The organism is Halobacteriovorax sp. CON-3, from assembly GCF_043196995.1.
Lineage (GTDB): Bacteria > Bdellovibrionota > Bacteriovoracia > Bacteriovoracales > Bacteriovoracaceae > Halobacteriovorax_A.
In genome coordinates, this window is sequence record NZ_JBEBNA010000001.1 from 279,582 (window position 1) to 303,369 (window position 23,788).

The 23,788-nt window shown below is 37.9% G+C and carries 20 protein-coding genes and 1 tRNA gene; 12 read left to right on the plus strand and 9 right to left on the minus strand.

Going from position 1 to position 23,788, the window contains the following annotated elements:
• Positions 1–19: 19 nt before the first annotated feature.
• From ABMA72_RS01295 to ABMA72_RS01305, 3 genes are all read left to right on the plus strand, one after another.
• Positions 20–538: a lipocalin family protein gene (locus tag ABMA72_RS01295; protein ID WP_392860619.1), complete on the plus strand. Its 519-nt coding sequence runs from the start codon at positions 20–22 to the stop codon at positions 536–538.
• Positions 539–698: 160 nt separating this feature from the next.
• The gene (locus ABMA72_RS01300) at positions 699–1,061 is read left to right on the plus strand and encodes a hypothetical protein (protein ID WP_392860620.1); all 363 of its coding nucleotides are present in this window, start codon (positions 699–701) and stop codon (positions 1,059–1,061) included.
• A gap of 24 nt (positions 1,062–1,085) precedes the next feature.
• Positions 1,086–1,490: a hypothetical protein gene (locus ABMA72_RS01305; RefSeq protein WP_392860621.1), complete on the plus strand. Its 405-nt coding sequence runs from the start codon at positions 1,086–1,088 to the stop codon at positions 1,488–1,490.
• 262 nt (positions 1,491–1,752) lie between these two features.
• Here the strand turns inward: ABMA72_RS01305 and ABMA72_RS01310 are convergent, their stop codons facing one another.
• Positions 1,753–4,116, minus strand: a complete 2,364-nt coding sequence (locus ABMA72_RS01310) for a Tex family protein (protein WP_393055582.1) — start codon at positions 4,114–4,116, stop codon at positions 1,753–1,755.
• 121 nt (positions 4,117–4,237) lie between these two features.
• On the opposite strand from ABMA72_RS01310, the gene ABMA72_RS01315 reads away from it, so the two are divergent.
• A complete protein-coding gene (locus tag ABMA72_RS01315) occupies positions 4,238–5,194 on the plus strand; it encodes an FAD-dependent oxidoreductase (protein WP_393055585.1) in 957 nt (318 codons plus the stop codon).
• Here the strand turns inward: ABMA72_RS01315 and ABMA72_RS01320 are convergent.
• Together ABMA72_RS01320 and ABMA72_RS01325 are read right to left on the minus strand one after the other, a co-directional pair.
• Positions 5,177–5,932 carry a DUF3050 domain-containing protein gene (locus tag ABMA72_RS01320; RefSeq protein ID WP_392860624.1) on the minus strand — a complete coding sequence of 252 codons (756 nt, stop codon included), beginning with the start codon at positions 5,930–5,932 and terminating at the stop codon, positions 5,177–5,179. The two genes, ABMA72_RS01315 and ABMA72_RS01320, sit on opposite strands and share 18 nt — an antisense overlap.
• A 47-nt stretch (positions 5,933–5,979) precedes the next feature.
• Positions 5,980–7,602 carry a YiiX/YebB-like N1pC/P60 family cysteine hydrolase gene (locus tag ABMA72_RS01325; RefSeq protein WP_393055588.1) on the minus strand — a complete coding sequence of 541 codons (1,623 nt, stop codon included), beginning with the start codon at positions 7,600–7,602 and terminating at the stop codon, positions 5,980–5,982.
• Positions 7,603–7,731: 129 nt separating this feature from the next.
• Between ABMA72_RS01325 and ABMA72_RS01330 the strand changes: the two genes are divergently transcribed.
• Positions 7,732–8,247 carry a TetR/AcrR family transcriptional regulator gene (locus tag ABMA72_RS01330; RefSeq protein ID WP_021266649.1) on the plus strand — a complete coding sequence of 172 codons (516 nt, stop codon included), beginning with the start codon at positions 7,732–7,734 and terminating at the stop codon, positions 8,245–8,247.
• 42 nt (positions 8,248–8,289) lie between these two features.
• Here the strand turns inward: ABMA72_RS01330 and ABMA72_RS01335 are convergent, their stop codons facing one another.
• The 3 genes from ABMA72_RS01335 to ABMA72_RS01345 form a co-directional block, all read right to left on the minus strand.
• The gene (locus ABMA72_RS01335; RefSeq protein WP_393055590.1) at positions 8,290–11,154 is read right to left on the minus strand and encodes a hypothetical protein; all 2,865 of its coding nucleotides are present in this window, start codon (positions 11,152–11,154) and stop codon (positions 8,290–8,292) included.
• The gene (locus tag ABMA72_RS01340; protein WP_393055593.1) at positions 11,141–12,331 is read right to left on the minus strand and encodes a hypothetical protein; all 1,191 of its coding nucleotides are present in this window, start codon (positions 12,329–12,331) and stop codon (positions 11,141–11,143) included. The genes ABMA72_RS01335 and ABMA72_RS01340 overlap by 14 nt, the downstream gene beginning before the upstream one ends.
• Positions 12,332–12,561: 230 nt before the next feature.
• Positions 12,562–12,638 (minus strand) — tRNA-Met (locus ABMA72_RS01345).
• Between the two features lie 172 nt (positions 12,639–12,810).
• Here ABMA72_RS01345 and tilS point away from each other — a divergent pair.
• The 6 genes from tilS (at position 12,811) to ABMA72_RS01375 (ending at position 19,818) form a co-directional block, all read left to right on the plus strand.
• Positions 12,811–13,887 (plus strand): tRNA lysidine(34) synthetase TilS, encoded by a 1,077-nt coding sequence (tilS, locus tag ABMA72_RS01350; protein ID WP_392860632.1) that lies wholly within the window; start codon positions 12,811–12,813, stop codon positions 13,885–13,887.
• 145 nt (positions 13,888–14,032) lie between these two features.
• Positions 14,033–15,943 (plus strand): ATP-dependent zinc metalloprotease FtsH, encoded by a 1,911-nt coding sequence (ftsH, locus tag ABMA72_RS01355; RefSeq protein WP_392860634.1) that lies wholly within the window; start codon positions 14,033–14,035, stop codon positions 15,941–15,943.
• 33 nt (positions 15,944–15,976) lie between these two features.
• On the plus strand, positions 15,977–16,795 hold the full coding sequence (locus tag ABMA72_RS01360) for a dihydropteroate synthase (protein WP_392860635.1): 819 nt from the start codon (positions 15,977–15,979) through the stop codon (positions 16,793–16,795).
• A gap of 61 nt (positions 16,796–16,856) precedes the next feature.
• Positions 16,857–17,804 carry a trypsin-like serine peptidase gene (locus ABMA72_RS01365; protein ID WP_392860637.1) on the plus strand — a complete coding sequence of 316 codons (948 nt, stop codon included), beginning with the start codon at positions 16,857–16,859 and terminating at the stop codon, positions 17,802–17,804.
• A gap of 3 nt (positions 17,805–17,807) precedes the next feature.
• Positions 17,808–18,200 (plus strand): hypothetical protein, encoded by a 393-nt coding sequence (locus ABMA72_RS01370; RefSeq protein WP_392860639.1) that lies wholly within the window; start codon positions 17,808–17,810, stop codon positions 18,198–18,200.
• A 220-nt stretch (positions 18,201–18,420) separates the two neighbouring features.
• Positions 18,421–19,818 carry a S8 family peptidase gene (locus ABMA72_RS01375; protein WP_392860641.1) on the plus strand — a complete coding sequence of 466 codons (1,398 nt, stop codon included), beginning with the start codon at positions 18,421–18,423 and terminating at the stop codon, positions 19,816–19,818.
• Here the strand turns inward: ABMA72_RS01375 and ABMA72_RS01380 are convergent.
• The 3 genes from ABMA72_RS01380 to ABMA72_RS01390 form a co-directional block, all read right to left on the minus strand.
• A complete protein-coding gene (locus ABMA72_RS01380; protein ID WP_392860642.1) occupies positions 19,805–20,422 on the minus strand; it encodes a response regulator in 618 nt (205 codons plus the stop codon). The two genes, ABMA72_RS01375 and ABMA72_RS01380, sit on opposite strands and share 14 nt — an antisense overlap.
• Before the next feature lie 108 nt (positions 20,423–20,530).
• Positions 20,531–21,211: a response regulator transcription factor gene (locus ABMA72_RS01385; protein WP_392860644.1), complete on the minus strand. Its 681-nt coding sequence runs from the start codon at positions 21,209–21,211 to the stop codon at positions 20,531–20,533.
• Between the two features lie 86 nt (positions 21,212–21,297).
• Positions 21,298–22,269 (minus strand): 2-hydroxyacid dehydrogenase, encoded by a 972-nt coding sequence (locus ABMA72_RS01390; RefSeq protein WP_393055596.1) that lies wholly within the window; start codon positions 22,267–22,269, stop codon positions 21,298–21,300.
• 145 nt (positions 22,270–22,414) lie between these two features.
• Between ABMA72_RS01390 and ABMA72_RS01395 the strand changes: the two genes are divergently transcribed.
• Entirely contained in the window at positions 22,415–23,776 is a 1,362-nt protein-coding gene (locus ABMA72_RS01395; protein WP_392860647.1) for a S8 family serine peptidase, read from the plus strand.
• Positions 23,777–23,788 lie beyond the last annotated feature (12 nt).

A 23,788-nucleotide genomic window follows, 5' to 3' on the forward strand; every position in this document is an offset into this window, starting at 1 on the left:
CTAAATAGTAGGAGGCCTTTTGAAGTTTCTTTTCTTAATCCTATCTTTCTTGCTCTTAAGTTGTAGCTCAACTACTTACCATAAAACTGTGGACTATGTTGATATTGATCGCTTTATGGGGGATTGGTACGTTCTTGCTGCAAGAGGAACATTCCTAGAGGATGGTCAACATAACTCTGTTGAGACTTATTCGTGGAATGAAAAAGAAAAGCGTATTGATGTTAAATTCGTTTTCAATAAAGATTCATTTGATGGTGAAAAAGAAGTCTTAAAGCAAAAGGCCTGGATCGAGGATACGAAAACCAATGCCCATTGGAAGATTCAGCTTTTTTGGCCTCTTAAATTTGATTACCTCGTTATTGCTCTTGATCCCAAGTACGAGTGGGTGGCCATCGGCGTCCCTGATGAAAAGTACTTGTGGATCATGTCGCGCAAATACTCTAAGGATAACGCCTCCAAAATCGTCGCAAGGGCCATCAGAGAGCTAGACTCCCTAGGCTACAACACTCGTGATTTAATTCTTATACCTCACCACTAAAAGGGGCGCGGGTACGAATCGAGATTCCCAGTAGTTAGCGTTGTTCACTTTTTATCCATAGAGATAAATATTTCAACTTTTCACATTTTTCTCCACAACGAAGTATTCTGAATTTGTTTAGTTAAAGATTTATGAAGAAGAAAAATAATGGAGGACATTTATGAAAAAATTGTTACTAGTACTTTTATCACTAACTGCAATTTCAGCTCATTCTGCAACTTATAAGGGACAAAATGAAATGGATCAGGCCCTTGTAGGTAATGAGAATGTTGAAGTTACAGAAATCGTAGCAGGTGAGAAGTATAATCTTAAAATGAATTATGCTGGTCAGCTTCAAGTTGATACAACTTGTGAAAAAGACCGTGTTTCAAATGGCTCTATTGTTTTCAGCTGTATGATCTATGAAGAAGAAAACCACAAAGTTGATCTAGTTTTTTGGAAGCAAATGGGTATTCAGGATATGATCACAATCGATCTTAACACTGGAATGGGCCTAAGAGTAAACCTAGAAAGAATTGATTAATAAATTTGTATAAGGATAGTTAAGATGAAATATTTTATAAAGTCATTACTAGTATTAACTTTAATCTCTAATGTTTTTGCAAGCGATAGCTGTCACAACTACTTAGTTATGTCTGAGTTAGATGGACGTGTCGACATTACAGAAAAAGTTCTAAAAGTTTTTGAAGATAAGGGTTATACATTTACAGAAGTTAAGAGTATCGATGATTTACCAACTAATGGAACTGTAAATTATATGACTATCTTTTCAGATCTTCATAAGTATAGAGGTGCATATACTAGTATTTCTATGCATGAGTCTTTTCTAAGAGATGGTGAAGCTGAGTATTCACAAAAGAGTTCGATTCAACTTACTAAGAAGCCTTTATTTGGTTCTTGGGTAAAAAGCCTAATTCGATCTGTTAAGAAAAAAGTTCCTGATTGTGAATAATTAAAAAACAAGCAAAGCAAAAAAAGGGCCTCTCATTAGGCCCTTTTTAATATTTCTTTATTTGAAGACTAACTCTTTAAAATCTCGATTGGTACCCGTGCTCCTTTATAAAAGTAGCATGTTTCTTTAGCTAACTTTCCCATCGCTCCTGAGGCAACAAAGCCTGCAGAAACGCAGGCTTGTTGAATATTGTTTTTTAACTGAAGTGTCTGGGTGCTATAGGTACGTCCAATAGTCTGCCTTTGGGCAGACAATGCCACACCTATTTAACTTTAAAACCAGCAAGTGCAGCAAATGCGTTATTCTTTAAAGGTGCATCGTTCTGCTTTGGCATCTTTGGTTTTCCACCACCACGTGGTTTGCTTTGACGAGGCCCTCCTGAAGGACGCTCATAAGTCTTTGCTTCTTCTGCACCATCTGATTTTAGAGAGAGTGCAATACGTTTTCTGTCCATATCAACATCAAGAACAACAGCTGAAACCTCTTGTCCTACTTTAAGAACATCAAGAGCATTATCAACAAAGTGATCTGCCATTTGTGATACGTGGACTAGACCATTTTCTTTAATTCCAATATCGACGAAAGCACCAAATTGAGTGATATTTTTTACGATACCTGGGTAGCGCTCACCAATTTTGATATCTTTAATTTCACGTGCATCTTTTCTAAATTCCGTTGTCTTAAATTCTGTACGTGGATCTTGAGAAGGTGCTGTTAGTGACTTATAAATGTCGTTTACAGTGAATTCTCCAAGTTCTGCGATTAGAGACTTATCTGACTTAAGTTGGTTTGCAACAGCGTTGTCAGTTGTTAGTTGCTCTAAAGTGAAGCCTTTTGATTGTGCCCAGTTCTCTAGCATATCGTAGTTTTCTGGGTGAATAAATGTTGCATCTAGTGGGTTTGCACCATTGTAGACACGAAGGAAACCAGCAGCTTGTTGGAAGACCTTATCTGTAAAACGTGAAACTTTTAGGATATCGCTTCTATCTGAGAATAATCCGTTCTTATCTCTGTGCTTAACAATATTTCCAGCTACCGTTGGCCCGATACCAGAGATAAATGAAAGTAGTGGAGCTGAAGCTGTGTTAATATCAACACCTACAAAGTTCACACAACTCTCAACAACACCATCTAGTGACTTCTTAAGTCTAACTTGGTTTACATCGTGTTGGTATTGACCAACACCAATTGATTTAGGATCAATTTTTACAAGTTCTGCAAGTGGGTCTTGGAAACGACGTCCAATTGAAATTGCACCTCTTACCGTTGCGTCTTTATCTGGGAATTCTTTCTTAGCAATTGGTGAAGCTGAATAGATTGAAGCACCATCTTCAGAGATCATTGTCGCTTTAACTTTTCCGTCTTTAACTGCTGTTACGTTATCTTCAACAAATTGAAGAGTCTCTCGTCCAAAAGTTCCATTACCAATTGCGATATATTCAACATTGAATTGTTCAATCATTGCATTAAGGATTGTTGCCGACTCACGAACCTGATTTCTTGGTGGGTGAGGGTAAACAACAGTATCAACAACAAACTTACCTGTGTTATCAACAACAACAGTTTTACATCCTGTGACAACACCTGGGTCAAGAGCAAGTACTGTCTTAGAACCAAGGTATGGTTGAAGAAGGAGGTTTTTAAGGTTTACACCAAATACATCAATTGCTGATTCATCAGAAAGCTTTTTAAGCTCACCTTTGATTTCTAGATCAAGTGAAGAATGGATATAATTCTTATATGCTTTTGAAGCACAGTCGACTAGTGCCTTGTAGCTTGTCACACTTGTATCAGCAAAGTGCTTTGATAGGATCATATTATTTGCGTATTCTTCATCAAAGATGATTTCTACTTTAAGAATCTTTTCAGTTTGAGCACGACGGATAGCCAGGAATCTGTGGGCCGCTTTTGGATCACGAAGATCTGCTACTTTTTGCTCGTACTCAAAGTAGTCTTTATATTTTTGCCAATCTTTGATTTCTTCATAACCCTTTCTCGGAGAAGACTTAATCATCGCCTGTGCCCAGTAGTCATTACGAAGAGTTTCTTTAAGTTCTGTATCGTGAGCGATTTCTTCAATAATAATATCGCATGCACCTTTTAAGACATCTTCAAAAGTTGCAATCTTCTTTTCTTTATTGATGAACTTAAGGGCCTCTTTTGCAAGCTCAGGCATTGGAAGCTTAGAAGTCTTCATAAGGATGGCAAACGGCTCAAGTCCTGCTTCTTTAGCGATCTGTGCTTTTGTTTTTCTCTTTGACTTAAATGGCGCGTAGATATCTTCAAGTTGGTTGATATTTGTTGCGGCCTTAATTTTCTTTTCAATCTCAGGAGTCATCATCTCTTGTTTAGTGATGGCCTCAAGGATGAAGGCACGGCGTTTTTCACGCTCAATATATTCGTCGTATTTTTCTTGGATTAGACGGATTTGTTCTTCATCTAAACCACCTGTTTTATCTTTACGGTAACGTGTGATGAATGGGACGGTACAGTCTTCTACAAGTAACATAGCCAGTACGGCCATGATTTGTTTAGCTGTGATATCTGTGTTGTCGACACAAAATAGGACGGCGTTTTGATCAATAACGTCCATTGGGTTCTTTGCTGCTGTTGTCGTCTCTGACATAATTCATACTCCATTAACTAAATTTGAATTAAAATTGTATAGTTATTGAATTTGGAATGACAATTAAAAACTTGAGTAAATTCGACTGGTTAACTTAAAAATATTGATGTAAGAAGTTATTATGATAAAGAATTACGATTATATTGTGGTTGGTGACGGTATTGCAGGCCGCGCCATTTTATATTTTTTAACGATGAAATACCCAAATGCTAAGATCGCCCAAGTGTTCGATGATGAAGGCTTTCCAGCATGTTCCACTCGAACGACAAGTGTTGTTTCCTTTGGCCTATTTGAAGAAGGGATCTCAAAGCTTGGGGACATCCTTTATCATGCTCATGAATTCTTAAATGACTTTGTTGAAAAAGAACAACCTCCAGGAGTCTATTCCTGTAAACAATATTATCTACCGCCTAATATTAAAGAAGACCCTTTAAAATTTAAGCAATTTGAGGCCCGTTATGGAACTGATTTTGTTGAATTTAAGAATCAAAGGATGGTTGCCAAGGATGCATTCGTTATTAATCCACATAATTTCCTCGATTTTTTTAAGACTGATGTTGATAAAATCAATGCGAGAGTAACTGCAGTTAATAAAGGTGTCGTTCAAACTAGTGCTACTGAGCTTAAAGCTGAAAAGATCATTCTTGCAACCAGCGCTTATACATCATTAATCTTCAAAGATAAGAATCTACCTGAAGGTAAGCCTGTTAAGGGAACTTATTTTACATGGGATATTGATTTAAATGAAGATTCATTTGTTCTTTCTCGTGGCCACTATAATTTAATTTACCGCGCTCAAGATAATCTTCTGCTTTTTGGGGCCAATTCTATAGAGGGACTTAGTCATCTTCATTCTCCTAAAGAGGTGTATGAAAAGCTAGAAATATTCCAAGACTTATTTCCAGAATTTTCAAAGCTTGAAAAACCAATGATTCATACTGGAATCCGTCATAAAGGAAAAAGACGCACTCCATTTTGTGGCGAGGTAAGTGAAGGGATCTACGCTCTAAACGCACTCTATAAGAATGGCTGGAGCGCTGGAGTTTCTCTTGCTAAAGATTTAGTGGATAGGCTCTAAGTTCTCGCAACGATTTGCTCTTATTTCTTCAAGAACATAATCCCACATTTGTGATCGTAGCTTAAGGGAATCAAGGGCAATTTGAGTTGCTTGATCTTCTTTTTCCTTAGAATCACAAAGTTGTGAAAGTAGCTTTCCTGCAAGGTCTCCGTGTTCGTCACCATCAAGTTCAATATGGCGAACTAGGTAGTGCTTAAAATACGGAGCATCGATATTTTTTTCTTCTAAAACATTAACAAATGGTTGAAACAGATCAGGGATCAGGTTTTCTCTTCCATAGAAGAATGCTGAAGCAACAGCACTTGGGTGCGCATTTGTTACTAGGTTTAAGTTAAATGCCGTAAATTTTGCGATCTCTTGTGGCAGCTCATCAAAAGAAAAATCCTTAAAGAAGTTTTCGATTGGAGCAGTGTCTGCACCAACTTCCTTCATGGCATTTAAGTACATTGTGAAGTGATCAATATGACCGCCGTTTAAGTCCTCGTCACTTTCTTCACCAAGAACGATTTCATTGATAAAGCGTACGCATTCTTTGTCGTACTTAGAAGGCATCCACGGAGTTGTTACACATGTAACTTCACGCTGTAGGCCTTTTAGAAGTGACATAAAATCCCACACAGCAAAGACATGCCATTTCATCAGAATTTTTACATCTTCAATATCGTTGATATTTGTATAAAGTGGGTGAGCACATAGCTCGTTATGGGCGTTTTGAATTGCTATATTGACCGTTTTCATATGCGGCCAATATAGCTTAAAATATCTCTTTCTTAAAGCTTAGATTCTTAATTGTGAAACAAGTGATGGAAATCAGGCCTAGTTAATGAGCGACGTCTACGTGGACCATTGCGTCGTCCGCCTTGCATCTGTAGCCTCTGATTATATTTCTTGTCTTCAATATATTTTATATACTTGGCTGCGTCTTCTTTGCGGTAGGCCTCAAGCTCGTAAAACATTTCATTAAATGACAGAATTCCACCGGCCTCTTTTTCTGCCTGAGCGATTCTCTCATAGAGTCTTTCTCCAACTTGGTCTAGCACCACAAAGAGATCAATTTGCTTTGAACCTAGATTTAGAGGGAATTTTTCTTCAAGATTTACACCTGCTACAAATTTGATAATCCCGCGACTGATGACAGAACGACGAGCAAGCCAAGCAAAGTCATTTCCTAATTTTGTGCCAAAGCTTGGATCAAATTCATACTTTTCTTTTTCCATCCATTCAAAGATCTTTGATAGAATCGCGTCCTTATAACGTGTGTCTTTTAGCTTATCTGGGTTTCTCCATTCGGCCACTAGATCAAAACGTGAATCAAATTGAATCTCACCAGGTCCAAAAGTTTTAAATTTTGAGATATTTTCTTTTGTTACCTTTAGCCCAAAGTCTTGTAGGAAAGAGAGGAGGGCCGGATTAAATGTTGTTTTAAATTCTGGAATATCCATTTCAGTGCCACTTAGTTGCGAGCTTGCAACTTTATAACCATGGTAAATAACTTCAGAGCAAAAGATTTGAGAGTCATCTGTGTAATCCATGGCAAAATCATAAGGGATATTTTCTTCATTCTTCTTTGTGAATTTCGTGAATCGCTCGTGCATCTCTTTGGCCGCAAGGTGTGCTAGCTTGGCGTCTTTGTGACGAAAGACCACGGTACGAGAGTTTGCCTGATCAAGGTGAACTTGAAATGGAGCGGCGACATTTCCGACTTCAATATGGGCCTCTGACGTAAAAAGCTCTCCTGTCTTCTTATCTTTGTAAACTAATGTTAAGTGTGAGAATTGATGGTCATCATCTCCGATTCTTGCAATGGCAGCACTTGAATAGGCATTACCACGAGAAAGGATAATATCTCCTGACTTGAGATCGGTAGGGCCTGCAAAACTATATTCTGGGTTAACCATGAAATGAATAGGAGAGTCACCATCAAAGTTTAGTGTCGTAAATTGGCGAGGGACTTTCCCTTTTGGCCTTGATGCGTAGTACGACTCAATAAAGTAATCTTCAAGATAACGAAGGGCCCTAAAGATATCCTTAACGCCTTTTAGACACTCTTTCTCGTCTTGATCAAGTTCATTTGAGCTATTGAGATCTTTGAGTTTCTCTTTGAGGTCCAGGCGAATATTGAAAGATGCGTTCACAAAATCCTGCATCTGATATTGGGAAAATTCTGAAAAGTCGATATCCGTTGATTTTATCGAAAAGAGCTTGTTGTAGTAATGCTTAGTCTTTGTTGCACATTCAGCAGGGGATTTAACGCCTTTTGAGACTTGGGCATGCATCTCGTGCATCAGGGAGTCAAAATTAGAGCTCTTTAGAGAGCTGGGCATTCGATAGGACTTTTGATTACAGGAAACTAGTAGTGTCGAGAAGAGAAATGCTCCTGCGATACCTGTAAGTTTCTGATTTTTCATACTTTTCCCCCATAAATCTGAAAATTCTAAAGAACTAAATAATCAAAATTGAACATGACTCAATAAATTTTTATCGGATTTTACCTTTTAAAACTTAAGTATTATTATCAAGTATAGAGAGATTTATTTATGACAAGCAATAAAAGTGAAGAAGTACATTATCGAATTTTAAACGCAGTAACCAAGTTAGAAGTTGCTAAGGGACACCTGAATTGGAAAATCGCCGAGGTGGCCAAAGAGGCCGACGTAACTCGCTCCCTCATCTATTATTATTTAGGTAAGGAGAAGGACGTTATTCTTAAAGAAGCTGTGAAGTATATGATTTCTCGTATCTTCAATCTTTCTCAGGAAAACTCAGTCGGAATTCGCGAGCGTATTAAGATTGTTCGTAAACAAATCATTCAAATGCCATATCTGCTTGCTCTTTATATGATCAATAAAGGTGCCGGCAATGAGTTATCTGATATTATCGTGGAGGCCGAGGCCGAGTTATTTGAACTTCTAAAAAAGAAGTATCCAAATGTTGATCCTCGTGAGCACTTAAAAATTTATCTAATGGAATTAGGGGTGTGTCTTTACCGCGATGTTGATGACGACACTCTTGATTATATCTTTTCGAAATACGATAGCTTTGAAGCAAAATAATTCATATAAAAAAGGCCGCTTAGATAAGCGGCCTTTATATTTCTAGCAAAAATCTACTGATGCATGATTATATTCATCTGGTGGAAGCTCACAATTATCTTCAGAGAAGTTGTGGTCTCCGCCGTTTTTGATAGGATCATACTTCTCAACCGTACCTGGAATAGCTTGGTCATCAATTAAGTCATGATTGCTATCAAATGCTTCTTTATAATTCTTGTATACATCTAGCATATATACATCTGGTGACTGAGTCTTTCTTTCTTTGATGTTAAACATCGAGCTTGAAGCTTTTGATAAGAAGTCAGTAAATTTATAAAGTGTCTTTCTTCCTCTAAACATCATCGTGTATTGGTTTTCAGTCATTCCAAGTCTATCTCTTAGGATTGAGTTGAATTGGAAACCTTCACCAGTAAAGTACCAAGTTTCTTCTAGTCTTTCTTTTCCGGCCTTTGGCTTACAAACTTTGTAACGAATTGGGTTGTTCTCTGCTACGTATTGTAGAGATCCACCAAGTCCGTGATTACCTGATCCATACATTTGTGAGCTTACCCATTCAGCTTTAAACTTAGAAGTCCCTTCAATCATAAAACACTGGTGTGTTCTTGCTTCAAAGTTAAGTGTAATTGCTTCAGCGTATAGATCAATTGATTGTCCGCTGTCACTTCTATTATTATCACCATTTGACTTATCTAGTGACCATGAAGTTGACCAGTCATATCCTGCTGATACACCAACTCCACCACCTACTGGTGAACTTTCACCAAAAGGGATTTTAAAGTCTAGTTTCGCACCAACACCTGTTTTGTATCCGTGTGAGAACCCAACTCTTCTGTTTTCAGTAAAGTAAGTTCCGCTTCCTGTTGATTTAGAAATTCTAATTGTATTAGAGTGGCTAACTCTTGGCTTAGATAGAATCTCTTGTACGTGACTTACTGGAGTAATCATCATGAATTCCCATGGAGACTCAATACATTTTCTCATATTGTAGTCTGAGTATGTCTTCCAGATTAGTCCTGTCTTTTCTTGGTTAAAGAAAGTCCCACATAGTTTTGCAAGTGTTGCAGCATCGTACTGGTCTTCATAAAGCTTAGAAATTTCTGTTGCAGTTAGCTTATTTTCTTCAATTAGTTTCTTATTAAGTCCATTGTGATCAACTTTGATTGTTTCATCATAAAGCTCGTGCTTCTTAAGTTCATCAGAGAAGATCGCTTCAGAGCTCTTGTTGTATCTAGGAGCAAGTTTTGCTGCAATGATATCTTTCTTAGTTACACCTTTAACATCGTTAGATAGTTTTTCAAGGTAGTTTTCTAGTTGTACCATCTCAGTCATTTTCTTCGAGATTTTTGTATTTGTGTAATCCTTCGCTTCAAACTCATCCGTCACTTGTAGTTGCGTGTGTAGGATTGAATGAAATGTCTTTGATGAAGCGTGGAATGTACCTGCTGCCCATGCTGGACGAGGTGCAGTTCTTGGATCATCTCCTTCTCTTAAGATTGGTGATAGCTTAATTGCCGCATAAGTTCTTGTGTGGATATATGGCATGTCCACAAACTTGATTGGCATATCAATTCTTGCCTTAAGAAGGTTGTTTTCAACATCGACTTCACGTGAAGCTACAGAGATTAGCTTAAACTTGTGCTTGTTCTCATTTGTTAAATCAATATCACCTTGAAGTGGAGCTAGGAAGTAAACTTCAAGCTTAAGCTTTCCTTGGTAGAAAGGCTCAATTGGGTTCATGTGGTGTACGTAGTTTCCGTAGTTAACCTTTGGGTACATCTTAACAATGAATGACTTCTCAATTACTAGGTCAAGGTTCTTGTTAAGGTGGAAACCATTATTATTATCGTGTCCTAGGAAGCTATAGTTAACTTCATCGACAAATAGTCTTGCTCTTTGATTGTTATTATCTTTTTCACACTTTCCTGTTCTTGAAACTTCTGCAAAGATCCAACCATTGTTTGACCATGGGTATAGACATAGTCCACGTGTTACTTTTGCATTTTGAAGTGTTTCATTTTGTACTTCAATTTCAAGATTAAAAGGGATACGACGAGTATTTGTGTATCTTTCGTGCTCAAGGTAGAACTTGATTTCACCACATCCAGACTCATCAAGTTGTCCATCTGTGATGTCATACATTTCAGTTACTGCGTGCTCTTCACCATTTTCTTGTTTTTCAAGGTTAATAAGTCTTGCCTTAACAAATTCATTTGAAAGTGAACTTCCGTTGGCCTTAAGGTTAAGACAACCGTTAACAACTACTTTTTGATCGATAATTAAGTTGTCGTTTCTTGGATCAACTTGACCAAAACCTTTTGGAGTGATCTTAACATTCTTAACATTGATGATCTCGTTTGAACTTAGACGAGACTTGTTAAGTGAAGTTTTCATTACATAATTATTTCTGTGAATAATGCTATTTGTGTATTGGTTCATCGACAGTTTTAAGTCATATGAAATATTAGCACTTGTTCCAAGAGTAATAACTCGATCACCCATTGGAAGGTATGTATTAGGAAGAGAGTAGTCCATAGTGATTGGCTCATCCCAAAAGATACAGCTATTGTTATCAGTAGTTCTTTCTACAGTTTGAAAGTTTTCTCCTGAAACGTAAAATGTTTGATACTGAAGGCTTTTTCCAAGTTTTGAACTTAGACACGCTTTTACATGAAAAGTCTTACCGTAAGCGATTCTAGACTTCATTGATGTCTTATCTTCAGTAACACCTTCTACAGTGAAACGTGAAACAGACACAAGAGCACTTTCATTTGCAGAAGCTTTAAGCTGTCTTGCAAGTTGCTGTCTTTCGTCGTTGGAAGTGTCACTTCCACAACTAACAAGTGACGTTAGTGCAAGCATTGAAATGCTTAGGAGAGTGATGTTCTTCATGTTCTTACAAAATGTCATATTCTTTCCTTAGGGAGATTGTGTAAACTTGTTCGTCACTGTAACCATCAATTAAGTACGCTGAGTCAAGGTTTCCAAGTACAGTGCGATTAATATATGTAAATTCAGTACTAAAGCCTTTTTGAGTTTCTAGTTGAAATCCTGCTGCATAACCTTTGTAGTCATTTGAAAAGATTCCACCACGGTAAAATGCTGGAGCAGTATCTGCTTGATTTTCAAATGCTAGCGCCTTAAGAGTTAGCTTCTTGTCACCCATATTTGTTTTGAAATCGATTCTGTATGAGTAACCAGTGTTCTTATCATCAGGAATAACTGTTTCAGTGTTTTTAATATATGATCCAGAAAGCTTAAGAGTGTTATCTCCTAGAGCGATCTCTGCACTTGCGTTTGCAAAGATTCCTGTGAAGTCATAAAGGTAAAGACTTTGATCAATTGGTGTACCGATGCTAACCGAGTTACCCCAGTAGTAGTCTTTATTTGCAAGATCACCTGATAATTTCTTGTAACGATAAGTTCCAACAGCACCACCCATTCTTAAAGCTTTTGATAGGTAAGTGATGTCTGCAGATTCAGAGAAGAATTGTGGATCACCTGAATCATCAATATTAAAAGTTTCTCTTAAAATTGCATTCTGTGGCTTTGCTTGTGTTGCTTGAAGACGGAAGTAGAAATTTCCAACTTTCGTCGTAATAACTTCTCTGGCACCAATAAATGAAGTTCCACCGTTAATGAATGGTGAGATATATTGACGCTTAGTTGAGTTATCAAGAGCACCAGCACTAATTTTTACAAAGCTTAGTGGCCTAATATCAAAGTAACCATAGTCATAAGTAAACTTTGGCTTATAAGTTTTTACTCTCTCAGCTTCTTGTGAAGAAGAGTTACCTGACTGATAGCTAAAACCACCACTAAAGTTGAAGTCGACACTGTCTACTACTTCAGCTTCTAGCTCAAGATTCATCTTAGTCTGATAAACACTTCCCTTATCAGTTCTAGAATCAAGAGCACCATAATCAGCACCAAGCTCTAGTCCCACATTCTTAAATCCAGCACTTTTTAGAGAAGAACTAAGTCCTTCTGTAAAGATTTTTGCCGAATCATTCTGTGCGAAAGCATGGCCCTGGCTTATTAATGCCAGTAAAATTAAATGTTTAGTTACGTTTTTCGCTTTAATCATGTCATTCCTATTTGTTTTGATACTAAAATAGATGCAGGAATGATGCCATGTATCATGAAACAAGTTCATGGGTGTAAAAAGTTTAAACTGCTGAAATGTGGTGTAAGTATTGAAATTTAGTTTAGTGACTTAGTGTTGAAGAGCTGAACAGTGTTTAAAACTTGAACAAACACAGGTTTTTAGTGTTTACTTAGTTGTTGTTAATTTATTGGAATTAGATAAGAGAAGAATGGTGCGAAAGGGCAGATTTGAACTGCCGACCTACGGGATATGAATCCGTCGCTCTAACCAACTGAGCTACATTCGCACATTTCGATTGATTAGGATATTAATAACTTGCGCCTCGTATGTCAATATTATAATTTATCAAAAAGTTAAATTTTGTGAAAAAAATAGCAATGAATCTAAAACCTAAACAAAATAAATCACATTCTCTCTTAACCAGAATGTTGTCCCACTTCAAAAAATTCAATCTTGAAATGGGCCTTGATTTTGATTCACCCATGGCCGTGGCCTGTAGTGGAGGTGTTGATTCCATGGTTTTGGCCCATTTATTGGTTCAGGCCGGGGCCAAGAAGCTAAGACTTTTACATATTGATCATGGCACAAGAAAAGAGATCGTCGAGGAAGTTAATCTAATCTCGAGTTTTGCTGCAAGATATGACCTAGAGTTTCAAAGCTATAAAATTGAACACCTAAGCCTAAAGACAAAGAATTTTGAATCTGTTGCACGCGCAAAGAGGTATCAACTACTTTTATCGAATCTAAGAGGCAATGAAATCTTACTTACTGGCCATCATCTGGATGATTGTTTTGAGTGGTCACTTATGCAGCAATTTAAATCATCTGCTAAGCATATTGATCTAGGGATGCCATATCGTAATGGCATCATTTATAGGCCACTATTTGCTTTTTCTAAAAATCATATCTTGAAGTATGCAAAGCTATCGAAAATCGCATGGCTAGAGGATAGTTCAAACGAAGATACTCGCTATGAGCGAAATTTCATCAGAGACTTAACTAAGGCGTCTATTGCTACGCGCTTTCCAGGCTACCTTAAACACTATTGTAATCGCATGAATCGTCTAAAGGCGATTAAAGATGAACAACTAGATGCACATAATTTCAAGGTGTTAAGACGAGAGTGGGGAATACTCATTAAATTTGACGGTGTTATCAATGAGGCACTAGAGCAGGTGATCTTATCTCAGTCTGACTCATCTAAAGGTAAAACACATTCACAATTTGAGAAACTTCGCTCACTGATAAAGTCATCAAGTATTGGCCCGTTAAGTTTTAGTGGTGGGCTTCGAGTCTATAATTTCAAAAACCACTTGGCCGTCGTAAGAAAGGGCCAGCAGATGAGCTTTAGTTTAAAACATTCGCAGATTCCTGAAGGCGTTCCATTCTTGTCAAATAACACAAGTGCGAAGCATTCACTTAAGAAATGTCCCATAGCTGATAGGGATGGTGATCTAAACAAGAGCTTTTCGCAAATTCTCCTGCCAGTTCATTATTCATGGCGTAAAAAGGGTAAAGTTTTAGTTTGGCTTTAAATTACTAGGCTTGACACCACCGAAAATGATACCATTTTAATAACTATAAGGTTACAATGTAGCTTTATATTTTATTAAGAATTGTAATTAGTTAGTGAATATTTGATTAAATAGTTAATGTGAAAATTAATTAAAAAGGATTTTAATGAAAGGACAAAACAAAACACTCCTCCTATGGATTATCTTAATCCTTATGTTTGCGGCCATCGCTAAAATTTCTTCTGAAAGCCGCCAGGTTTATAAGCCTGTGACATACCCGGACTTCGTAAGTGCAATTAAAGGTAAGCATGTTGATAAGGTTGTACTTAAGGGGAAGGACAAGATCTTAGGTAAATTTAAGGACGGCTATGAGAATGGTGCTTGGTTTGAAGCAACAGGAACGACAGGGGCCGAAACTTTTAAAATTTTAGAGTCGCACGGAATCTACCCAGAGTACGAAGCAGAAGAGAAACAAAATGTTATCACGACATTCTTGCTGCACTGGGGACCGATGATTTTCTTATTCCTCATTGTCATCTTCTTCCTTCGCCAACTGCAAGCTGGTGGTGGAAAGGCCATGAGTTTTGGAAAATCTAAGGCGCGTATGCTTTCACCACATGACAAGAAAGTAACTTTCTCAGATGTCTCTGGTGTTGAAGAAGCAAAAGAAGAACTAGAAGAAGTTGTCGACTTTCTTAAAGATCCAAAGAAATACACTAACCTAGGTGGTAAGATTCCTAAAGGTGTTATCCTTGTAGGTCCTCCAGGTACTGGTAAGACTCTTCTTGCAAGAGCTGTTGCTGGTGAAGCTGGTGTTCCTTTCTTTTCGATCTCTGGTTCAGACTTCGTTGAAATGTTCGTAGGTGTTGGTGCATCTCGTGTACGTGACCTATTTGAACAAGGTAAGAAGAACGCTCCTTGTATTATCTTTATCGATGAGATCGATGCTGTTGGTCGCCACCGTGGACACGGTATGGGTGGTGGACACGATGAGCGTGAACAAACTCTTAACCAACTTCTTGTTGAAATGGATGGTTTTGAATCAAATGAAGGTGTTATCCTTATTGCGGCAACAAACAGAATTGACGTACTTGATAAGGCCCTTCTAAGACCAGGTCGTTTTGATAGACGTGTAACGGTTGGACCTCCAGATGTTCGTGGACGTCTTGGAATCCTAAAAGTTCATACTAAGAAAACTCCACTTGATACAGCTGTTGATCTTGAAGTTATTGCAAAGGGAACTCCTGGTTTCACTGGTGCAGACCTTGCGAACTTAGTTAACGAAGCTGCGCTATTTGCTGCTCGTTACGGTAAGAAAGTTCTTCAAATGATCGACTTCGAACAAGCTAAAGATAAGGTTCTTATGGGGCCTGAGAGAAAGTCGATGGTACTTTCAGATCTTGAGAAGAAAGTAACTGCATATCATGAAGCTGGTCACACTCTTGTTGGGATGAATCTTCCAAAGACAGATCCTATTCACAAGGTATCAATCATGCCTCGTGGTGGAGCTTTAGGTGTAACTCAAACTCTTCCTAACGAAGATATGCACAACCTAACTCTTGAAAAAGCAGAAAACTTCATTGCTTTCCTAATGGGTGGTCGTGTTGCTGAAGAGATCGTATTTAACGAAATCTCAAATGGTGCTTCAAACGATATTGAACGTGCAACTCAGCTTGCTTCAAGCATGGTTTGTTCATGGGGAATGAGTTCTAAAATGGGACCTCGTAACTTCCATCAGCCAGGTAGCTCTCCATTTGGATCAACTGCTCCAAGTGAAGGTGTTGGCTACTCTGAGGAAACAGCTCGTGAAATCGACACTGAAATCACTCGCTTCCTTGATGAGAACTACAAGCTTGCTAAGAAGATTTTAACTGATCATCGTGATGCTCTTGATAGAATTGCTGAAGGCCTAATTGTTTGGGAAACTCTTGATTCTAAGCAAATTCAAGCATTAATTGCAGGTGAAGATATTGGTGTACCTCTTGTTGAAGAAGTAAGTACTCAACAATCAGCGGCCCAAAAGCCAGCAGGTGAGGCCAACGTTTCAAAGCCGATTGATGACCCAAAATTAGCATAATCAAAAATGACTAAAATATCTTTTTTAGGGGTAGTGAACGCTACCCCTAATTCTTTCTCTGATGGCCATTTAAATCTCAATCAAGACTATCAGGACAAGCAATTACAAAAATTTAAAACGGCCAATTATTCATTGGATATTGGCGCAGAAAGTAGTGCTCCTTTCAATGATCCAATTTCTTTTAATGAAGAATGGCAGAGACTAGATCATTACTTCAAAGAACACATTGAACGCCTTAGAAGTTTTAGAACAATCTCTATCGATACTTATAAACCTCAAACGATGAAGGCATTCTTGGAAAAGTATGCGCATCAATTTGAACATATTATTTGGAATGATGTTTCAGGTGTTATTGATGATGAGTGTCTTAAGCTCTTACTCGATTTTCCATCAGTGGATTATGTCCTGTGCCATACGCTCGTTCCAAGTCGCGATAAGACTTTAGATCATATGAAGTATCTTGATCCTGGATTAGGTGTTGAATCTTTAAAGCTCTTTTTTGAACAAGGGCTTAAAAAGTTTGAGAAAGCGGGAATTAATCAAGGGCGCATTTTTTTGGATCCATGTTTTGGCTTTTCTAAAACCACTGAACAAAACTTAGAACTTCTGGAGAGTCTGCATAAGATTGCGCAGATTTCTAAGCGGTGGCTTATTGGAATTTCGAAGAAGTCATTTCTAAGACACCTTGTTCTACAAGAGTCGCCTGAGATGGATGGTGATAAACAAGCCCTTTTGGCCGCCAGTGAAGTGCCTCACTGGAAGTTTCTGAATCAGTTTGCACGTGATTTTAATAAGGTAGAGGAGTTGATCTTTCGCGTTCATGAGGTTGGAAATATTACAAAAATCACCTAAAGACTCGTGTTTATTAGCATTTTGGCCTATATATATGAACATTGTTTTATCAAGGGCCAAAATGAACAGATTAAGATTTCTTCTTTCACTTACTACTCTTTTCATCTCACTTAATGTGTCTGCTTATTTTTCGCCGACCTTAGGTCAAATGTCTGAATTCATCAATAACTTGGACAAGGCCATCTATGGAGAGCTTGATATTGTGGATGTTGCCTCGGGCACACTTGTTCACAATCCTGGCGCTAAGGTTAATTCACATTCAAGTGCTATTATAGTAAATCGCTGGAGTTTAGAAGAGGTTATAGATGACCGCTTATTTTCTGTCACTGGTGTTGATTTTAAGAAGACAGCTAGACTTTGTGAGGGCGAAGAAAAGTTCTTAAGTCAAAAGGCATACGGAAAGTGTAGTGCAGTATTAGTTGGGCCTAAGCAGGTTTTAACGGCCGCTCACTGTATTCAAAACGCTCAGTTAGCATGTGATCGCAAAAGTTTTATCTTTGATGCAAGATCTGATTTAGGAAGTGATGGAGCGACTCAGTACTTTGTTAAGTCTCAAGTTTATAATTGTAAGAATATCCTAGCTTATCATCAAAGCCGTGATAAGACCTTTGATTATGCCCTTATTGAGCTTGATCGCCCTGTTGAGGGTGGAAGAAGGCCTGTCGAGGTTCAGCAAGAAGAGCTAAAGGTTTCTGATGAAGTTTATATGATCGGGCATCCAAATGGCTTCTTATCAAAGTATTCATATAATGGTTTTGTTAGAGATATTGATCCTCTATTTTATATAACTAATCTTGATGCCTTTGGTGGCAATAGCGGTGGCCCAGTTTACTCAAAAGAGAGTAATCAGATGGTGGGGCTTCTTATTCGTGGCCATGATGATTTTGAATGGGATACTGAGCAAAGCTGCAATCGTGTTGTTCACTGCCAAGATGATAAATGTGATGGGGAATATGTCCTAAAAATCGGTGCTATCATTGACGATATCGAAAAGGCCCGCGATAATTAAGAGATGAAATTAGGTCATATCGTTTTATTTAGCTCAAATGCTCATTTAACTTCCACTTTTTTAAGTGAGGTTTTTGATCTTGAAGTTGAAGGTGCGTCTGACTCAGTAGTTGTCTTTAATGATGATCTTCGTTTCCTTGTCGTTGAACGTCCAAAACTTGCGCAAGTTGGAAATAATATTGTCTTTGATTTTGTCGTTGATAATTACGATGAATTGATCGAGCTTCAAAAGAAAGTCGAATTCGTAAACTACCGACTAGAAAGCTCTGGCGAAAATCTCAATATTCTTTCAAATGAAAAAATCCCTGAAATACTTGTGCACGAAGGTGTGCAATTCTTCTTTATAACTGATCCTGACAATCGTCGCTGGAAAGTTACCTTAATAGAATCCAATTAAATTTAAGCTAATTTAAATTTTATTTAAGTCACAATTCTGACACCTAAATCTTCGCAAATTGGCCCTAGTGTGTGTCATTTTGACAGGTGAATCGTGGGATGTAGCTGATATCCTAACATGAACAATTGGCACGGTTTGTGCTTATTATATGGCAGATGCCTCAGGCAGGATGCCAAGGGCCTATCTTTATAAACAAGATAAAAGAACTCAAGGATTGAGTATGCGACTTTTAGTACTTGCTTTGGCCGCCTTCTGTGCGGCCAATATTTCGGCCAACTTCATCATCAAATACAAAGACGGCAGTGTCGAAAAATCAAAAATTAATCCAAGCTCACAATTTACTTCTTACGCTCTTAGCGACGATGTTGAATACGTCGAAGAAGACTTAAGACTCTTTGCTAATGGTGGAGAGTACAACGACACTTACTATCCGAGTCAGTGGCATTTCTCTAATTATCTGGACAATACTTTCTATCATGCTCGCGAGTATGCAACTTCTGAAAGTGATGCAAGAGTTAATGTCGCAGTCATTGATACTGGAATTACAGATCACTTTGATCTCAATTCAAATGTGGTTGGGGGTTATGACTTTATCTCTGATCCTGATAATTCAAGAGATGGTGGCGGGCGTGACAGTAACCCAAATGACGAAGGGGATTATGGCTCTCCTTCGACAGCTTGTAACTCTGGTACAAGTCCTTCAACTTGGCACGGAACTCACGTGGCCGGAATTATTGGAGCTCGTGCCAATAATAGCTACGGTGTTGTCGGAGCTGCTAAGAATATTAATCTAGTACCTGTGCGAGTTCTTGGAGCATGTGGTGGGCTAACTTCAGATATTGCAGATGCTCTAAGATGGGCCGCTGGAGGAAGTGTTTCAGGTGTTCCTGCAAATCCAAATCCTGCTCGTGTTGTTAATATGTCACTTGGCGCACGAGGAAGCTGTAGTCGCTATATGCAAGAGTCAATTGACTTTGCTCGCTCTAAGGGTGTTGTGGTTGTTGTGGCAACTGGAAACTCAAACGCTGATGCCTCATTCTACACACCATCTAATTGTCGAGGTGTTCTAAGAGTTGGTGCCGTTGGTACAACTCGTGCTCGTTCATCGTATTCAAATTATGGACGAATTGTCGATATCGCCGCACCTGGAGATAGTATTCTATCGACAGTTAATAGTGGACAGTCAACACAGGGGACAGCAGTCTTTTCTCGTATGAATGGAACATCGATGGCCGCAGGATTTATTTCAGCAACTGCTGCCATGATCTTTCAAGCAAATCCTTCTCTCTATCCAGATCAAGTTAGAGATATCATCACAAAAACAGCAGTGAGTTTCTATTGTGATCGCAGCTCTTGTGCTAAGGGTGCTGTTGATGCCTATGAAGCAGTATCTCTGGCCTTCTCAACAACTGCAAATGCTAATTTTCGCTATAGTGATCCTGTCTTAGTTGGTGGTACGGCCGCTCTTAATGACAGCTATAGTAGTGGTAAAAGTAGTGGAGGAGCTTGTGGGACAATTGAAGATGTTAATAATGGAAGTGGCGGCAATATGCTTGCAGGCCTTTTCTTAATTATTGCGATTGTCATTGGCCACAGAGTGAGACTTATGAGGCCTTAACGGGGCTGCATTCAACTTCGATATTATTTTCAACGATTTTACAACTATCGACTTTATAGATTTGGGCACGAGAAGAGTGCCCTTCTAGTTTTATGATGGCATTCTTTGGAATTTCTTCCTTTGTTAAAAGCTTTAAGTGTTTATGATCCTTTTCAATGACCCGATACCCCTGGACAATATCACTCACCTCAAAGACCTCAATGATGTCACGGCCTAGTCTATTTTCATCATTAATAATTTTATTAATTTGATTAATAACGACATCAAATCCTTGTTGTTTTAAAATAAAAAGATCGATTCCTTTACGTGCGGCCTCTTCGATAACTTGGCTATCATTTTCATTTGTTATTAGTATAAAACTCATTTCCTTATCAAGTAGTGAGATCTCGTCGTAGAGCTCGATACCATCCATTTGTGGCATCATATAGTCACAAATAATATAGAGCTTTTCTCCACGATTAAGCTTAATTGTTTGTATATCTTCAATGGCCTTAAAAGGATTTGTATGAAAGCGAACATGTGAATTAAATGTATTCTCGAGGCTAGTGGCAAGGAGCTTGGCAGTTTCGTAGCAGTCGTCAATAACCATGATATGCTTTTTCATAATGACAGTATAGTTGACTTAAGTACTTGCATAGGGACAAGTCGTCTAAATTTTACTTAATTTCAATTAAGTAAGATGTTATTTGAGGAGCCTGTAAGTCGATGCGACTTACAGTGATACCTCTTGAATTTTATAGCCTTCACCGTAGACGCTCCTAATAATGAAATTAGAATTCTTAATCTTCTTTCTAATGGAGCTAATATAAGTGTCTATCATACGATCGTTAACCTTGTGATTATCAGGTGCGATATGATTAAGTATCTTTTCTCGTGCAAGAACACTTTGTTCATTCTTCAAAAGAAGATGAATGATTTTAAATTCAGAAGAAGTGAAATGAATTCTTTCTCCACGAATCTTTACTTCTTGTGATGGGATATTTAATGCAATATCCCGGTAATTGATCACCTCAAGAGCATTCTCATTGTTAACAGATTTAAGTGTTGTGCTAATAATACTTTTCACTTCTGAAGGTTCAAATGGTTTGCTAATAAAATTTATTCCACCTAGTTGGTAACCAGTAACTCTAGTATTAACATTATTCTTTGATGAAATGAAAACAATTGGTGTATCTTTAAGCTCATCATTCATTTTTAATTGCGAGCAAATTTCAAAGCCGGATTCATTTTGTAAAAGAATATCTAAGAGAATAAGATCTGGTTTTTCTTGCCAGGCCGTTGCGATGGCCTCATCCTGATTACTCGCTTCAACGATATTGTAATTGCTTTCTAATAAGGCCCTTAGAAGGTCTCTGATTTCTTGATCGTCGTCGATTATTAATATTTTTTTCATGAATAACTCCTTTATATTCATGAATATAATGTATAAATATATCAAAAAATCTTCAGCTTAATTTAGGTAAACCTTATATAAAATTCTTAAACACTTGTTCTTAAATCTTTGCCATTTGCATAGTTTTGAATATTATCAAAAATGAGCTGGGCCATATCAGAACGAGCAACATCATTGGCCGAACCAATATGCGGTAAGATAAAGATATTATCGAGTTCACGTAGGGGAGAGTTATCACTTAAGGGCTCATTGCAAACGACATCGAGCCCCGCACTTGCTTGTTTATTCGATTTAAAGAAATGATACATGGCCTCTTCATCAATGATTTCACCTCTGGCCGTGTTAACTAATAGAATATCTTCTTTCATCAAATTAAAAGCGTCTTGATTGATAAGTTGATGGGTCGCTTCGCTATATGGACAGTGAATTGAAATGATATCGCTTTCTTTGAGAAGCGTTTGTAAGTTGACGTACTTTGCTTCACACGTCTCTTCGATTTCTGCTTTTTTATTTGGCCCAGTGTAGATGATTTTTTGATTAAAGGCACCTTTACACATTTTTGCAAATTGAGTTCCAATCCTTCCTGCGCCAATTACTCCGTGTTTTATGTTAAATAGTGACTTACCAATGAAGCCTGCTGGCTCCCAAGTTTCCCATTTTTTATCGATGACATTTTGTCTTGCTGCTTCAATTTTTCTTGCACTACAGAGCATAAGGGCCATGGCCAACTCTGCTGTGGCATTGGTTAGAACATTTGGTGTGTTTGTTACACTAATGCCATTTTCATGACAGAAGTTAATATCAATATTATTGAAGCCGACAGCGTATTGAGAAATTAATTTTAACTTCGGAAGTTGCGTTAAAGTTTTTGCACTCAATTTATTACTAAGCATCGAGATAAGAACATCACAATCTTTTGCGCCACTTACAATATCAGCTTCTGAAATTGTGCCATTTTGCGTGCGATCCCAAACTGTGACTTGGTGGCCTTCTTTTTTAAGATCTTCAAATAGGGGACCTTTTATGACATCTGTGGCGAAAATTGTTAAATGACGCATGTTTTCCTCTGCTGTAAGTCAGTGTTTTCTTCTATTCGTTCTATGTAAGACGTTGTAAGCTAACTTCATTTTACATATGCAATCTAAATTTTAAAATAGATAATAGTCTTAAATTAAATTCAAATATATTTCATTGGAGGAAATTTTGAAAATATTAGCAAATATATTAGCAGTGGCACTTCTATCAAGTGCAACAAGTGCTGCAACAATCGCAATTATTGATTCTGGTACTGATATGATGCACGAGCAAATTGCTCCTAAAGCATGGATCAATCAACTAGAGATTCCTGGAAATGACCGTGATGAAGATCGCAATGGTTACCAAGATGATGTTTATGGATGGAACTTTGCTGAAAGCAATAATCAAGTTATCGACTATAAGTATCTTGGTACATTAAATGACGATATGGTTAAGTTCTTTGAGCTACAAGAAAAGTCGATGCGTGGAACGGTTACACAAGAAGAATTAACTTGGATGAGAGAAATTATTCAAGACCAAGACTTCATTAAAAGAATGACTGTCTACGGAAACTTTATGCACGGAACTCACGTTGCTGGTATTTCAGCGCAAAAGTCTGACGATGCAAAAATTCTTGCTGTTAAACTTATCCCAACAGAAGTTAAGCTTCCTGGACAAAAAGTTGCCATTAATTCTTTCTTAGGTGGTTTTGTTGAAAAACTAATTAAGGCGGGGATTGATCAATTAGCAAAGGCACAAACTTCGACATTTAATGAAATTGCTTACTATGTTGCTGACCATGGAGCACGTGTTGCTAACGGATCATTTGGTACTGGTTATCCACAAGCGAAGATGATTGTTGAAACAGTTATGAAAACTTTTTCGAAGAAAGAACCAAATCCTGAAACAGTTGATATGTATGCAAAGTACTTTCTAAGTGCTCTTGTTAAGAACTCTCAATCGATGCTTGAGGCAGCTCCAAATACTCTTTTCGTATTTGCTGCAGGTAATGATGGCCTAAATAATGATATTTTTCCAACATCGCCAACAAATATCCAAGGTAATAACGAAATCTCAGTTGCTGCAACAATTGACTATGATCAATTAGCTCCATTCTCTAACTACGGTGAAAAGATGGTTGACGTTGCTGCTCCAGGTGTAGGGATTCTTTCAAGTGCTCCAGGCAATAAGTACATTAAAGTTTCTGGTACTTCACAAGCTGCTCCGTATGTAGCTGGTGTTGCTGGTAAGGTATTTGATATTAACCCTGAACTAACTCCATTTGAAGTTAAGAGAATTATTATGGAAACTGTTGATGTGAAATCGTTCCTAGCTGGAAAGGTAAAGACATCTGGTGTTGTTAACTCTGAGCGTGCCCATAGAGCTGCGATTCTATCTCTTTCAGCTTCTGTTGATCATGCAATTGCTGCTGCTAAGAGTGAGGTACTTGATATGGAATCTCCTCGTTTAGAGAAGGGATCTAAGAGACCTATCTATATTAAAGGATCTGTACTTCCACTACCTTCAAACTTTGTTATCTCAAAGTAATCAATAAAAAGG

Coding starts and splice junctions, on each gene's coding strand:
- ABMA72_RS01300 (WP_392860620.1), top strand. CDS start 699: ATGAAAAAATTGTTACTAGTACTTTTATCACTAACTGCAATTTCAGCT.
- ABMA72_RS01305 (WP_392860621.1), top strand. CDS start 1,086: ATGAAATATTTTATAAAGTCATTACTAGTATTAACTTTAATCTCTAAT.
- ABMA72_RS01310 (WP_393055582.1), bottom strand. CDS start 4,116: ATGTCAGAGACGACAACAGCAGCAAAGAACCCAATGGACGTTATTGAT.
- ABMA72_RS01315 (WP_393055585.1), top strand. CDS start 4,238: ATGATAAAGAATTACGATTATATTGTGGTTGGTGACGGTATTGCAGGC.
- ABMA72_RS01320 (WP_392860624.1), bottom strand. CDS start 5,932: ATGAAAACGGTCAATATAGCAATTCAAAACGCCCATAACGAGCTATGT.
- ABMA72_RS01325 (WP_393055588.1), bottom strand. CDS start 7,602: ATGAAAAATCAGAAACTTACAGGTATCGCAGGAGCATTTCTCTTCTCG.
- ABMA72_RS01330 (WP_021266649.1), top strand. CDS start 7,732: ATGACAAGCAATAAAAGTGAAGAAGTACATTATCGAATTTTAAACGCA.
- ABMA72_RS01335 (WP_393055590.1), bottom strand. CDS start 11,154: ATGACATTTTGTAAGAACATGAAGAACATCACTCTCCTAAGCATTTCA.
- ABMA72_RS01340 (WP_393055593.1), bottom strand. CDS start 12,331: ATGATTAAAGCGAAAAACGTAACTAAACATTTAATTTTACTGGCATTA.
- tilS (WP_392860632.1), top strand. CDS start 12,811: ATGGGCCTTGATTTTGATTCACCCATGGCCGTGGCCTGTAGTGGAGGT.
- ftsH (WP_392860634.1), top strand. CDS start 14,033: ATGAAAGGACAAAACAAAACACTCCTCCTATGGATTATCTTAATCCTT.
- ABMA72_RS01365 (WP_392860637.1), top strand. CDS start 16,857: ATGAACAGATTAAGATTTCTTCTTTCACTTACTACTCTTTTCATCTCA.
- ABMA72_RS01370 (WP_392860639.1), top strand. CDS start 17,808: ATGAAATTAGGTCATATCGTTTTATTTAGCTCAAATGCTCATTTAACT.
- ABMA72_RS01375 (WP_392860641.1), top strand. CDS start 18,421: ATGCGACTTTTAGTACTTGCTTTGGCCGCCTTCTGTGCGGCCAATATT.
- ABMA72_RS01380 (WP_392860642.1), bottom strand. CDS start 20,422: ATGAAAAAGCATATCATGGTTATTGACGACTGCTACGAAACTGCCAAG.
- ABMA72_RS01385 (WP_392860644.1), bottom strand. CDS start 21,211: ATGAAAAAAATATTAATAATCGACGACGATCAAGAAATCAGAGACCTT.
- ABMA72_RS01390 (WP_393055596.1), bottom strand. CDS start 22,269: ATGCGTCATTTAACAATTTTCGCCACAGATGTCATAAAAGGTCCCCTA.